This is a genomic window from Kluyvera genomosp. 2 (assembly GCF_036759865.1).
Classification (GTDB): domain Bacteria; phylum Pseudomonadota; class Gammaproteobacteria; order Enterobacterales; family Enterobacteriaceae; genus Kluyvera; species Kluyvera ascorbata_B.
On sequence record NZ_JAPKIA010000028.1, the window covers coordinates 21448 to 34146 of the forward strand.

General features: G+C 53.3%; 14 protein-coding genes and 1 tRNA gene. 13 read left to right on the top strand and 2 right to left on the bottom strand.

All coding sequences use genetic code 11. From position 1 onward, the window contains the following. The first annotated feature begins 1 nt into the window (after position 1). The 3 genes from nqrM to V6942_RS22480 all read left to right on the top strand — a co-directional run bounded on the left by nqrM (position 2) and on the right by V6942_RS22480 (position 1814). A complete protein-coding gene (nqrM, locus tag V6942_RS22470) occupies positions 2–217 on the top strand; it encodes a (Na+)-NQR maturation NqrM (protein WP_181358053.1) in 216 nt (71 codons plus the stop codon). 95 nt (positions 218–312) lie between these two features. Next, positions 313–1368 (top strand): DNA polymerase IV, encoded by a 1056-nt coding sequence (dinB, locus tag V6942_RS22475; protein WP_182929418.1) that lies wholly within the window; start codon positions 313–315, stop codon positions 1366–1368. 2 nt (positions 1369–1370) lie between these two features. Continuing rightward, positions 1371–1814, top strand: coding sequence for a GNAT family N-acetyltransferase (locus V6942_RS22480; RefSeq protein ID WP_333501827.1), 444 nt, complete (start codon positions 1371–1373; stop codon positions 1812–1814). Between the two features lie 90 nt (positions 1815–1904). Here V6942_RS22480 and pepD read toward each other — a convergent pair whose 3' ends face one another. Further along, positions 1905–3362 (bottom strand): cytosol nonspecific dipeptidase, encoded by a 1458-nt coding sequence (gene pepD, locus V6942_RS22485; protein ID WP_106930364.1) that lies wholly within the window; start codon positions 3360–3362, stop codon positions 1905–1907. Between the two features lie 256 nt (positions 3363–3618). Between pepD and gpt the strand changes: the two genes are divergently transcribed. The 3 genes from gpt (at position 3619) to crl (ending at position 5887) form a co-directional block, all read left to right on the top strand. Continuing rightward, positions 3619–4077: a xanthine phosphoribosyltransferase gene (gene gpt, locus V6942_RS22490; RefSeq protein ID WP_106930362.1), complete on the top strand. Its 459-nt coding sequence runs from the start codon at positions 3619–3621 to the stop codon at positions 4075–4077. A 106-nt stretch (positions 4078–4183) separates the two neighbouring features. Beyond that, complete coding sequence (gene frsA / locus V6942_RS22495) at positions 4184–5428, top strand: esterase FrsA (protein ID WP_333501826.1); 1245 nt, start codon at positions 4184–4186, stop codon at positions 5426–5428. 57 nt (positions 5429–5485) lie between these two features. Then, positions 5486–5887, top strand: coding sequence for a sigma factor-binding protein Crl (gene crl / locus V6942_RS22500; RefSeq protein ID WP_106930357.1), 402 nt, complete (start codon positions 5486–5488; stop codon positions 5885–5887). 86 nt (positions 5888–5973) lie between these two features. On the opposite strand, the gene phoE is transcribed toward crl, so the two are convergent. Beyond that, positions 5974–7059: a phosphoporin PhoE gene (gene phoE, locus V6942_RS22505; RefSeq protein WP_182966131.1), complete on the bottom strand. Its 1086-nt coding sequence runs from the start codon at positions 7057–7059 to the stop codon at positions 5974–5976. 286 nt (positions 7060–7345) lie between these two features. Here phoE and proB point away from each other — a divergent pair, with 286 nt between their 5' ends. The 7 genes from proB (at position 7346) to V6942_RS22540 (ending at position 12677) form a co-directional block, all read left to right on the top strand. After that, a complete protein-coding gene (gene proB, locus V6942_RS22510; RefSeq protein ID WP_106930353.1) occupies positions 7346–8449 on the top strand; it encodes a glutamate 5-kinase in 1104 nt (367 codons plus the stop codon). A 10-nt stretch (positions 8450–8459) separates the two neighbouring features. After that, positions 8460–9710 carry a glutamate-5-semialdehyde dehydrogenase gene (proA, locus tag V6942_RS22515; protein ID WP_106930351.1) on the top strand — a complete coding sequence of 417 codons (1251 nt, stop codon included), beginning with the start codon at positions 8460–8462 and terminating at the stop codon, positions 9708–9710. 113 nt (positions 9711–9823) lie between these two features. After that, positions 9824–9899 (top strand) — tRNA-Thr (locus V6942_RS22520). Positions 9900–10064: 165 nt separating this feature from the next. After that, positions 10065–11279, top strand: coding sequence for a tyrosine-type recombinase/integrase (locus V6942_RS22525; protein WP_174332565.1), 1215 nt, complete (start codon positions 10065–10067; stop codon positions 11277–11279). 143 nt (positions 11280–11422) lie between these two features. Then, positions 11423–12142, top strand: a complete 720-nt coding sequence (locus V6942_RS22530) for a hypothetical protein (protein ID WP_048994680.1) — start codon at positions 11423–11425, stop codon at positions 12140–12142. Positions 12143–12357: 215 nt separating this feature from the next. Beyond that, complete coding sequence (locus V6942_RS22535; RefSeq protein WP_048241341.1) at positions 12358–12555, top strand: helix-turn-helix transcriptional regulator; 198 nt, start codon at positions 12358–12360, stop codon at positions 12553–12555. Continuing rightward, positions 12555–12677, top strand: a complete 123-nt coding sequence (locus tag V6942_RS22540) for a hypothetical protein (RefSeq protein ID WP_326285934.1) — start codon at positions 12555–12557, stop codon at positions 12675–12677. The genes V6942_RS22535 and V6942_RS22540 overlap by 1 nt, the downstream gene beginning before the upstream one ends. The last annotated feature ends 22 nt before the right edge of the window (positions 12678–12699 follow it).

Below are 12699 nucleotides of genomic sequence, written 5' to 3' on the forward strand. Positions count from 1 at the left end.
GATGTTAACGGTATTCCTGGCCACGTTCTGCATTTTCGCGCTGGTTATCCTCGGCATGTCGCTGGGGTATCTGGTGAAGCGAAAAAGCCTGCAGGGCAGCTGCGGCGGGATCGCGTCACTGGGCATCGAAAAGGTCTGCAACTGTCCTGAACCCTGCGATGCACGTAAAAAACGTATGGCTCGCGAAGCCCAGCGCCAGCAGAACCGTATTCTGTAGTTTGTTCATCGCCCGGCCAGGCCGGGCGATTGACCGCTCTTCTCATTTGCTTAAGTTATGCTGTATACTTATCCAGTGGTAAGTGAGGGCTAACGATGCGCAAAATTATCCATATTGATATGGACTGCTTCTTCGCCGCGGTGGAAATGCGCGACAATCCCGCGCTGCGCGATATTCCCATCGCCATCGGCGGCAGTCGGGTACAGCGCGGTGTTATCAGCACGGCAAACTATCCCGCACGTAAATTTGGTGTACGTAGTGCCATGCCTACCGCTATGGCACTGAAGCTGTGCCCGCACCTCACGCTGCTGCCGGGTCGTTTCGAAGCCTACCGCGAAGCCTCCAATCATATCCGCGAAATCTTCTCCCGCTATACCTCATTAATTGAGCCACTCTCGCTGGATGAAGCCTATCTCGACGTCAGCGACAGCGTTCATTGCCACGGGTCGGCCACGCTGATGGCGCAGGAGATCCGCCAAACGATCTTTAACGAGCTCGCATTAACCGCTTCGGCGGGCGTCGCACCGGTAAAGTTTCTGGCAAAAATCGCCTCCGATCTTAACAAACCCAACGGCCAGTATGTGCTGACGCCTGCCGACGTTCCGGCATTTTTGAAAACGCTGCCGCTGGCTAAAATACCCGGCGTTGGCAAAGTATCCGCAGCGAAGCTGGAAAGCATGGGGCTACGCACCTGTGAAGACGTGCAGAACAGCGATCTTGCCGTGCTGCTTAAGCGTTTCGGTAAATTTGGCCGGATCCTCTGGGAGCGCAGCCAGGGGATTGATGAGCGCGAGATCAACAACGATCGCCAGCGTAAGTCGATCGGCGTTGAGCGTACGTTGATCGAAGACATCCACGAATGGGCGGAGTGTGAGGCGATCGTCGAGCGGCTTTATCCGGAGCTGGAGCGCCGGCTGGCAAAAGTTCGTCCCGATCTACGTATTGCCCGGCAGGGTATCAAACTAAAATTTAATGATTTCCAGCAAACCACGCAGGAACATGTCTGGCCGCAGCTGAATAAAGACGATCTGATCGCGACGGCACACAAAGCCTGGCACGAAAGGCGCTCGCAGCGTGGGGTCCGCCTGGTGGGCCTGCATGTTTCGCTGCTGGATCCACAGCTGGAGCGCCAGCTGCTGTTAGGAATTTAATGATGCAAATTCGCGCCTATTGTGATGATGATTTCTCCGCGCTGTGCCGCATTTTCCAGCGTGCGGTGCGGGAAATTGCCAGGCAGCACTACTCGCCCGCGCAGATAAACGCCTGGGCGCAGGTGGATGACGCGCGCTGGCGACAAAAAATGGCTGACTCGCTGGTTCTGGTGGCAACGGTTGATGAAACGCCTGTCGGTTTTGTCACCGCCGTTGAGCGCTATATCGACCTGCTGTTTGTCGACCCATCATATGCGCGACAGGGGGTTGCCAGCGCGCTGCTGAACGCGCTGTTCGCCAGAGTACCGACGGGAGCGTTAACGGTAGAATCGAGCATCACGGCCAAAGCGTGTTTTGAACGGCTGGGGTTTGTGGTGTTGGCTGAACAAGAGGTTGAGGCGCGCGGAGAGACGTTTGTGAACTATAGGATGGAAAAAATCAGGTAGGGCGGTGATATTCCCGGCGGCGCTTCGCTTGGCCGGGCTACATTCTACGTAGCCCGGCCAAGCGAAGCGCCGCCGGGAGCGGCTCAGAACTTACTTCGCCGGAATCGCCTTCAGCAGTTCCGTCAGCAGCTGCCAGTACTGGCCAACGCTTTCGATATGAACCTGCTCATCCGGAGAGTGTGGACCGGTGATGGTTGGCCCAATAGAGACCATATCCATGTTCGGGTACGGTTTCTTGAACAGGCCACATTCCAGACCCGCGTGAATGATCTGAATGTTTGGCACCTTGTTGAACAGGCGCTGATAGGTTTCGCGTACCAGCTTCATGACCGGTGAATTCGCATCCGGCTGCCAGCCCGGGTAGCCGCCTTTCGGCTGGGTTTTAGCCCCTGCCAGCGCGCCCAGTGATTCCAGCATGCTCACTACGTAATCTTTACCGCTGTCGAGCAGGGAACGAATCAGGCAGTGAATGGTTGCGGTATCTTCAGTCATGGAAACCACACCGACGTTCAGAGAGGTTTCTACCACGCCTTTCGCCACGTCGGAATTACGAATCACGCCGTTCGGGGTCGCGTTCAGCAGCTGAGTGAAGGCATCGCGAGACGCGGTTGTCAGCGCTTTACCTTCAACGGTCGTCGCTTCCAGTACCAGGGTCAGGTTTTTCTCTTTTGCCGACAGCTCATTTTGCAGAATGTGCAGGTAGGTTTCTACCAGCCCTTTCAGCGCGTCGACTTTGTCTGCCGGAACCGCGATGGCCGCAAACGCTTCTCGTGGAATCGCGTTACGCAGGGTGCCGCCGGTGAAGTCTACCAGACGCAGATCCAGTTCCGCCGCATGAGCGACCAGGAAGCGGGCCAGCAGTTTGTTGGCGTTGCCCAGACCAAGATGAATATCACCACCGGAGTGGCCGCCTTTCAGGCCTTTCAGCGTCAGCTTGAAGGTCTGGAAGCCTGCAGGAATGGCTTCGCGAGTCAGCGGCAGGTTGCTGGTGAAGTCGATACCACCGGCGCAGCCCATGTAGATTTCACCTTCTTCTTCTGAGTCGGTGTTAATCAGGATATCGCCCTGTAGCCAGTTTGGCTGCAGGCCAAAGGCGCCGTCCATACCGGTTTCTTCGGTCATGGTTAGCAGCACTTCCAGCGGACCGTGCTCAACGGATTCATCGGACAGTACTGCAAGCGCTGACGCCATACCGATACCGTTGTCGGCGCCCAGGGTAGTGCCGCGTGCTTTAACCCATTCACCGTCAATGTACGGTTGGATAGGGTCTTTAGCGAAGTCGTGCACGGTGTCGTTGTTTTTCTGCGGCACCATATCGAGGTGAGCCTGCAGCACAACCGGTTTACGGTTTTCCATGCCCGGCGTCGCGCCTTTGCGAATCAGAATGTTGCCGACCTGGTCGCGCTCTGCGTGAAGCCCTTTTTCTTTCGCCCAGCCGACGATGTGTGCGGCGAGCTGTTCTTCATGGTGAGAAGGGTGCGGAATAGAACAGATTTTGGCAAAAATATCCCACAGCGGCTGCGGGGATAATTGAGACAGTTCAGACACGATGAGTCTCCTTACGGCGTTCTGCAAAAGTCGCTTGCAGGTAAAGGGTTAGCATAGACATATACCACAAGCCTGGCTTGCGCGATGGGGTTGAGAATACCACTTTCTGTCTCTTCCGGTAGAATAAACCACGTAAAAAGTGCCGTGGATTCCGCTTAACACTGGTTTTTAGTGCGTCAGATCTCTATAATCTCGCGCAACCTATTTCCCCCTTGAACATTTTTTAAGCCGTATAACACAGGCTGGGACACTTCACATGAGCGAAAAATACGTCGTCACTTGGGACATGTTGCAGGTTCACGCACGCAAACTGGCCGCACGCCTGATGCCTTCTGAACAGTGGAAAGGCATTATCGCCGTGAGCCGCGGTGGTCTGGTACCGGGCGCACTGCTGGCACGTGAACTGGGCATTCGTCATGTCGACACCGTATGCATCTCCAGCTATGACCACGATAACCAGCGCGAGCTGAAGGTTCTGAAACGCGCGGAAGGCGACGGCGAAGGCTTTATCGTTATTGACGATCTGGTCGACACCGGCGGCACCGCGGTGGCAATTCGCGAAATGTATCCAAAAGCGCACTTCGTCACCATCTTCGCGAAACCAGCCGGTCGTCCGCTGGTCGACGATTACGTGGTCGACATCCCGCAGGACACCTGGATTGAACAGCCTTGGGACATGGGCGTGGTGTTCGTACCGCCTATCTCTGGCCGTTAATTCAGTCAATAAATGCGCTCCTCACGCCCGGTTATGCCGGGCGTTGTTTTTTTTAGAGCCCCACGCGTTACAATGGACAAAAGATCGTATCCATGGAGGTTTTGTGATGCCTGAAGCTAATCTCAGCGAAACGCTATTCAAGCCGCGTTTTAAACACCCTGAAACGTCCACGCTGGTGCGTCGGTTTAATACCGGCAGTCCCTCCAGCATGCATTCGGCGCTCAGCGGCAGCACCGTCCCGCACTGGTATCGCATGATTAACCGTCTGATGTGGATCTGGCGCGGCGTAACGCCGCAGGAAATCCTCGACGTGCAGGCGCGTATCGTCATGAGCCAGGCCGAACGCACCGACGATGAGTTGTACGACACCGTGGTAGGGTATCGCGGCGGCAACTGGATTTACGAATGGTCGACGCAGGCAATGCAGTGGCAGCAAAAGGCCATGCAGGAGCAGGATGAAACGCTCAGCGGTCGCCATTGGCTGCACGCTTCCAATCTCTACAGCATTGCTGCCTATCCACACCTGAAGGGCGACGATCTCGCCGAACAGGCGCAGGCGCTAGCCAACCGCGCCTATGAAGAGGCGGCTAAACGCCTGCCGGGCGCCATGCGCGAACTGGAGTTCGCCATTCCAGGCGGTTCGCCGATTACCGGCTTCCTGCATATGCCAAAAGGCGACGGCCCGTTCCCGACGGTGCTGATGTGCGGCGGGCTTGACGGCCTGCAGACCGATTACTACAGCCTGTATGAGCGCTATTTCGCGCCGCTCGGCATTGCTATGCTGACGGTAGACATGCCGTCGATCGGTTTCTCTTCCAAATGGAGGCTCACCCAGGATTCCAGCCTGCTGCATCAGCAGGTGATTAAACAGCTGCGCGATGTGCCGTGGGTGGATCATACGCGCGTTGCCGCGTTTGGCTTCCGCTTTGGCGCGAACATTGCGGTACGTCTGGCCTATCTGGAAGCGCAAAATCTGAAGGCCGTCGCCTGTCTTGGCCCCGTCGTTCATGGCCTGCTGAGCGACCCGCTGCATCAGGGGCGCGTACCGGAAATGTACCTCGACGTGCTGGCCTCGCGGCTGGGCATGCACGATGCCTCTGATGAAGCGCTGCGCGTAGAGCTGAACCGCTACTCGTTAAAAACGCAGGGGCTGCTGGGGCGCCGCTGCCCAACGCCGATGCTTTCTGGCTACTGGGATAACGATCCGTTCAGTCCGGAAGAGGAGTCGCGTTTAATCGTCTCGTCGTCAGCGCAGGGCAAGCTGATGCCGATTCCGTTTAACCCGGTGTACCGTAATTTTGATAAGGCGCTGAAGGAAATTGCAGGGTGGATCAATAATAGATTTTGTTAATATATTGATAAATTCTATTGATTTGGTAAAACAGTTGCATCACTAAAGGAGATCGCAATGACGTTACCGAGTGGACACCCGAAGAGTAGATTGATCAAGAAATTCACTGCGCTTGGCCCCTATATCCGCGAAGAGCAGTGCGAAGATAACCGCTTTTTCTTCGACTGCCTGGCCGTTTGCGTGAACGTGAAACCCGCGCCGGAAAAGCGTGAGTTCTGGGGCTGGTGGATGGAGATGGAAGCGGAAGAGCGCCGCTTTACCTACAGCTACCAGTTCGGCCTGTTTGATAAAGAGGGGACATGGCAGGCGGTTGCGATCAAAGATCCTGAGGTCGTTGAGCGTCTGCAGCAAACGCTGCGCGGTTTTCACGAACGGGCAAGCGAGCTGCTGGCGAGTCTGGATTTAGCGCTGGAGCCAGCCGATGGCTTTGCCAACGAAGCGGTAAAACGTACGGCATAAACAATATCAAGGCCTGCCGAGCGGCTGGCCTTGATATTAAGCCATAAAAAAAGGCCTCCTTCTGGAGGCCTTTTTTCATATAACCGTTAGAACTGGTAGGTCATGCCTACGGCGACCACGTTGTCGGTCATAATGGCCAGACGTTTGGTGACCGCATCTTCGTCAATCAGGTTGATTTTATAATCAACAAATGTCGACATATTTTTGTTGAAATAGTAGGTCGCGCCGACGTCTACATATTTCATCAGATCCTGATCGCCAATTCCGTTGCCCAGGTCTTTGCCTTTCATCTGCACGTAACCCAGAGAAGGACGCAGGCCGAAGTCGAATTGATATTGCGCGACGGCTTCAAAGTTTTGCGCTTTATTAGCAAAACCCTGATCCGCGGAAACCAGGCCTTTAATTGGCGTCATATTGCGGGTTTCAGTATAAATCATCGCCAGGTAAATATTATTGGCATCATATTTTACGCCGGTGCCCCAGGACTCTGCGTTCTTGCCGCCTTTGGCGAGAGATTTAGCCTGCTGGATATTGGTGCGGTCAGAGTTGGTGTATGCCGCACTGATAGCGAAGTCGCTGCCGCCGAAATCGTAGGACAGGGAGGAGCCGAAGCCGTCGCCGTTAGCGGTAGCATAGGTGCTGCGGTCATTCTTACCCTGATATTGCAGGGTTAAATCCAGGCCGTCAACCACGCCGAAGAAGTCGGTATTACGGTAGGTTGCCAGGCCGCTGGAACGCTTGGTCATGAAGTTATCGGTTTTCGCGGTGGAGTCGCCGCCGAATTCCGGGAACATATCGGTCCAGGCTTCAACATCGTACAGTGCGCCAAGGTTACGACCGTAATCAAACGAGCCAAAATTTTTTAATTTCAGGCCAGCAAACGCCAGACGCGTTTTCTGGGTAGATGTGCTTTCATCGTTATTACCGGAAAATTCAGATTCCCAGCGACCATAGCCGGTCAGCTGATCGTTAATTTTGGTTTCGCCTTTAAAACCAAAACGCACGTAGGTTTTATCACCGTCTGCGCTGGAGTCATCGCTCATATAGTGCATAGCTTTGACCTTGCCATAGACGTCCAGCTTGTTGCCATCTTTGTTATAAACTTCCGCGGCCATAGCTGAAGAGGACGCAATAATACCCATCATCGTTAATGCCAGTGCTGTTTTTTGCATTTCTCAATCCCGGTTTTTTTATACTTAAAAAGTGCTGTGAAAGACCACTGTGAAAAAACAGGAACGTTTTTATCCCGCACGTGTTAAAAATTTATGACAATCTCCGATTAAGTATAAAAAAGTATGTTTAATTTTTTCTGTCATAAAATTGTCAATAAACCCCATTAGGCTGCCTGATCCCGCGCAATAAAACCCCCGCTTTCTGTCCTGCCTGTTGGCAAGTGACCAGACTCCTGTTACAACGTTTGTTTGGATCGATACTTCTTCTTTTTAACGGCAGAGAATCATGAGTGATAGCCAGACGCTGGTGGTCAAACTGGGTACCAGTGTTTTAACGGGCGGATCGCGCCGCCTGAATCGCGCGCATATTGTTGAACTGGTTCGCCAGTGTGCCCAGCTTCATGCGGCTGGACATCGAATTGTCATTGTAACGTCAGGAGCGATTGCCGCCGGGCGTGAGCATCTGGGTTACCCTGAACTGCCCGCGACTATCGCCTCAAAACAGTTGCTTGCCGCCGTTGGCCAGAGCCGCTTAATTCAGCTGTGGGAACAGCTCTTCTCTATTTACGGCATCCACGTTGGTCAGATGCTGCTGACTCGCGCCGATATGGAAGACCGTGAACGTTTCCTCAACGCCCGGGATACCCTGCGCGCGCTGTTGGATAACAATATCGTTCCCGTGATTAACGAGAACGATGCCGTGGCAACCGCTGAAATTAAAGTGGGCGATAACGATAACCTCTCCGCGCTGGCCGCGATTCTGGCCGGCGCCGATAAGCTACTGTTGCTTACCGACCAGCAGGGGCTGTTCACCGCTGACCCGCGGAGTAACCCGAACGCAGAGCTGATCAAAGACGTCTACGGCGTTGACGATGCGCTACGGGCGATTGCAGGCGATAGCGTCTCCGGTCTCGGTACCGGCGGTATGGGAACCAAACTTCAGGCCGCCGACGTAGCATGCCGCGCGGGCATCGACACGATTATTGCCGCAGGGAGCCTGCCGGGCGTCATTGGCGACGTGATGGCGAATGTGGCCGTGGGCACGCGTTTCCACGCGCAGGACACGCCGCTGGAAAATCGTAAACGCTGGATTTTCGGCGCACCGCCGGCCGGAGAGTTGACCGTTGACGAAGGTGCGACCTCCGCCATTCTGGAACGCGGAAGTTCATTACTTCCAAAAGGCATTAAAAACGTGACAGGCAACTTCTCTCGTGGTGAAGTGATCCGTATTCGTAACCTTGAAGGTCGGGACATCGCGCACGGCGTCAGCCGCTACAACAGCGACGCGCTGCGCCTCATCGCCGGGCACCACTCGCAGGAAATTGATGCCATCCTCGGCTATGAGTACGGCCCGGTCGCGGTTCATCGTGACGACATGATCACCCGTTAAGGAGTTCAACATGCTGGAACAAATGGGCATTGCGGCAAAGCAGGCCTCTTATAAACTGGCGCTGCTGTCCAGCCGTGAAAAAAACCGGGTTCTGGAAACTATTGCAGACTATCTGGAATCTCATAGCGATGAGATTCTGCGCGCCAACGCAGACGATCTGGCCCAGGCGCGCGAAAGTGGCCTGAGCGAAGCTATGCTGGACCGTCTGGCGCTAACCCCCGCACGCCTGAGTGCGATTGCCAACGACGTGCGCCAGGTGTGCACGCTGGCCGACCCGGTAGGTCAGGTCATTGACGGCGGGCTGCTGGACAGCGGCCTGCGTATCGAACGTCGCCGCGTGCCGCTTGGTGTGATTGGTGTCATTTATGAAGCCCGCCCGAACGTGACCGTCGACGTCGCCGCGCTGTGCCTGAAAACCGGCAACGCAGCGATTCTGCGCGGCGGTAAAGAAACTTACCGCACTAACGCCGCGACCGTCGGCGTTATTCAGCTAGCGCTGAAAGAGTGTGGCCTGCCGGAAGCGGCGGTACAGGCGATTGATAACCCGGATCGTGCGCTGGTCAGTGAAATGCTGCGGATGGACAAGTACATCGATATGCTGATCCCACGCGGCGGCGCAGGCCTGCATAAGCTGTGCCGCGAACAGTCGACAATCCCGGTGATCACCGGTGGTATCGGCGTGTGCCATATTTATGTCGACGACACGGCTGAGATTGACCCTGCGCTGAAGATTATCGTCAACGCTAAAACCCAGCGTCCGAGCACCTGTAACACCGTTGAAACCCTGCTGGTGAACCAGGCTATCGCCGACCGCTTCCTTCCGGCGCTGAGTAAACAGATGGCGACCAGCGGCGTTACGCTGCACGGCGATGAGACCGTGATGCGCACGTTAAACGGCCCGGCGAAGCTGGTGCCGCTGAAGGCGGAAGAGCTGGACAACGAGTTCCTGTCGCTGGATCTTAACGTGGTTGTGGTGGCGGATATGGACAGTGCGATTGCGCACATCCGCCAGCATGGCACGCAGCACTCTGATGCCATTCTGACGCGTACGTTGAGCAACGCTAACCGCTTTATTAATGAAGTGGACTCGTCAGCGGTGTACGTCAACGCCTCCACCCGCTTCACTGACGGCGGCCAGTTTGGCCTGGGCGCGGAAGTGGCGGTCAGCACGCAGAAACTTCACGCTCGCGGGCCGATGGGGCTCGAAGCGCTGACCACCTACAAGTGGATCGGCTTTGGTGAAGATACGATTCGTGCGTAATTGACGGCGGGCGATGCAAAAATAGGCGGTTGATTAATCTGACTATTGACGCATCGCCCGGTTAGTTTTAACCTTTGACCCCGTGATTCACGTTCGTGAACACATCATGCAGGGCCGATATAGCTCAGTTGGTAGAGCAGCGCATTCGTAATGCGAAGGTCGTAGGTTCGACTCCTATTATCGGCACCATTCAAACATCTTCTAACGTCTACTAAAGTTCACTCAAACCCCTTATACTCTGCATTGTGTCGCTCCTGATAGTATTTTTACGTCTACTGACATACCCCAAAATCTACATGCTTCTGGGGGTACATTCGGGGGTATGTGCTGTTCGGTCTTGTGGAGATACCCCCAATGAAGCTCAACGCCCGCCAGGTTGATACCGCTAAACCAAAAGATAAACCCTATAAACTTGCTGATGGTGGTGGGCTTTATCTTCTGGTTAACCCAAATGGTGCACGATACTGGCGGCTTAAGTATCGTGTAGCAGGCAAAGAAAAGCTGCTGGCTCTGGGGGTATATCCAGACGTTACCCTCGCAGATGCGCGGGCTAAACGTGATGAGGCAAAAAGGGGGATCGCCGGGGGCATTGACCCTAGCGAAGCAAAGCGGGAAGAAAAGATAGCCCGAGAGTTAAATGTCAGGAATACATTTCAGGAAATAGCCTGCGAATGGCATTCCAGCAAGCTCTATAAATGGTCTGAGGGGTACGCCTCGGACATTATGGAAGCATTCAATAAGGATGTTTTTCCGTACATTGGTAAAAAACCGATCTCGGAAATCAAACCGCTAGAATTGCTTAATGTGCTTCGCCGAATGGAGGGGAGAGGGGCAACGGAGAAGGCTAAGAAGGTTAGGCAGCGCTGCGGTGAAGTCTTCCGCTATGCCATTGTTACCGGCCGGGCAGAATACAACCCAGCGCCAGATCTCACCAGTGCTATGCAGGGGCATGAATCCAAGCACTATCCTTTCCTGAATACGTCTGAGCTACCGACGTTCTTTGAGGCTCTTTCTGGGTATTCCGGCAGTATGCTGGTGGTATTGGCAGCACGTTTGCTAATCATTACCGGTTTAAGAACTGGCGAACTGCGTGGGGCTACATGGCAGGAAATCGATGCTGATGCTGCGGTGTGGGAAATCCCAGCAGAGCGAATGAAGATGCGCCGCCCACACATCGTGCCATTGTCATTACAGGCCCAAGCCATAATCATGCGTATCCGGGAAATGACAGGCCGCTATCCCTATATATTCCCTGGGCGTAATGATCCGCGTAAAACCATGAGTGAAGCCAGCATTAACCAGGTTTTTAAACGCATCGGGTATGCCGGGAGAGTGACAGGCCACGGTTTCCGCCACACCATGAGTACCATTCTCCACGAACAGGGCTATAACACCGCATGGATTGAAACGCAGCTCGCCCACGTCGATAAAAACTCTATTCGAGGCACATACAATCACGCTCAATATCTCGATGGCCGCCGGGAAATGCTTCAATGGTATGCCGACTATATGGATGCGCTGGAACACCGTGAAAACGTGGTTCACGGGCGTTTTGGTAAATCCTCATGACTGGACGAATAGACAGTTATTCTATACCGGGGTAGACTTCTGTAGACGAACAAAGAATAGGCTATGTCTAGGCTGATCACCGAAAACCCGTATACCTCTGCGGGGAGGCATAGCCGCCAAAATTAGAGGGCGCGAGGTAGCATATGCCTGTTGTTGAAAACCTTCCTGATCTATCTCATTGGAAAACAGTACAGGAGTTTAGTATTACCCAGGCTGCGTTATTGCTTGCGGGAATTGACCCCTATGATTATGCAAATGGTCTTGAGGGAGTTAGAAGTACTCGTCATGAACGCTGGAAAATGGCTTGGGGAATATCCGAAGGGATCATAAGCGCTATCCGTCGTGGGGTGTTAACTCCAGTTCAATGTCTTTCGGTTAGATGGATCGGTGATGAATGGAATGGCTGTGAAGAATTTTATGAAATTAAGCCAACTGATCGTAAAAATGACATATCAAAAGATAAAACAATAATTACTCGTGATTCACTATTTATGTGGGTTGAAAATGAGCGCGTTGATTTTGTACGTAAGCCATCCCCAGATAAAATAATTTCTTTCGGTTGTGAAACTATCTCCGATCAAAATGTTATTGATGTTGTTCCGGAGAAAAATGATGGTGGCATTCTATTACTTCCCAAATATGAACATCAAAGTGAAGGTTTGGAATTCGTTCAGGATGCTATAAAGGAACTTTGGTCAACTTATGATGAAGACGACCCCCAGACAGCTCCAACAAAAAAAGAAGTAATTGATTACTTGACGGAACGGGGGGCAGGTAAAAATATGGCGGAGGCGGTGAACCTTGTTTTACGCCCATCCTGTCTGCAAGGTATAGGGAGAAGGATAAAAAAATCAAAAGGATAGTGTGTGCCTACCATTCATGAGTAATGGTGGGTGCTCTACATGATTTTTCGTGGCATTAGTCATCATAAGTGTGTTTTACCTACCCATTATTAGTACCCCCCAATATTTTTGATTCATCGGCAAGGGTGGGTACACAACAAAATCATGCCTACCTATATTACTATGGTTTTTAGTGTAACTATCTCGTAAACCGCAATGGACGTTACGAGGTAAATATGTCTCAGTCATTAATTAGATTTGCCGAGGTACAAAAGCGTACTGGCTATAGTAAGGCGTGGTTATACCGTCTTATGAGCGAGAAACGTTTTCCCGCAGCAATTAAAATTGGTTCCCGCTCTATCGCTTTTATTGAAAGTGAAATTGACGAGTGGATTAATCAGCGCATCGCTGAGTCGCGTGGCGAGGTGGCGTAATGGAAAAGAAAAACCGCCCCGTACAGCAGGCGGCTAACTCAGATATTCGCACGTCTGATATTACGCCGACCACCAGCCCGGTACAAGTACCTAAGGAAGGTGCGAACAAGTTCCTGATATGAGATCATCATATTCATCCGGAGC